Origin of the sequence: Virgibacillus sp. M23, from assembly GCF_034190895.1 — a bacterium.
GTDB classification, from domain to species: Bacteria; Bacillota; Bacilli; order Bacillales; family Amphibacillaceae; genus Virgibacillus; species Virgibacillus salarius.
On record NZ_JAWDHA010000181.1, the window covers coordinates 1 to 559 of the forward strand.

At 38.1% G+C, this 559-nt stretch carries 1 pseudogene; it reads left to right on the forward strand.

The features are described from left to right. Nucleotides 1-213 precede the first annotated feature (213 nt). Nucleotides 214-559: pseudogene (locus RVS70_RS21930) on the forward strand (HD domain-containing protein); the annotation flags it as partial.

Below are 559 nucleotides of genomic sequence, written 5' to 3' on the forward strand. Positions count from 1 at the left end.
GATAAGTTGGAAGATTATGACATCTTAACATTAATGAAATACTAAGGATAATCGCATAACGAAAAAAGCACTCCATGTCAGGGTGCTTTTTTCCTATTGTTTTGCATTTATTTTATATAATATTTGGCTATTTGAACTTCTGCTCTTTACATCTTTCGTTTTTTTCTTGATAATAAACTACAATACAGTTTACATTTTAAAAAAGGTGATTCCATGGCGAACGAACAAGTATTGACTGCCGAGCAAGTTATTGATAAAGCGCGAAGCTATCTATCTGATGAGCATATCGCATTTGTCTAAAAAGCATATCTGTACGCTGAAGATGCTCACCGCGAGCAATACCGCAAATCGGGCGAGCCATATAATATTCATCAGATTCAGGTTGCGTGGATTCTCGTCGATCTTGAAATGGACCCTTCCACAATTGCGGGCGGATTTTTGCACGATGTCGTGGAAGATACAGATGTGACGCTCGATGACCTGAAAGAAGCATTTTCCGAAGAAGTGGCAATGCTTGTAGACGGCGTAACAAAACTCGGCAAAATTAAATATAAATCTC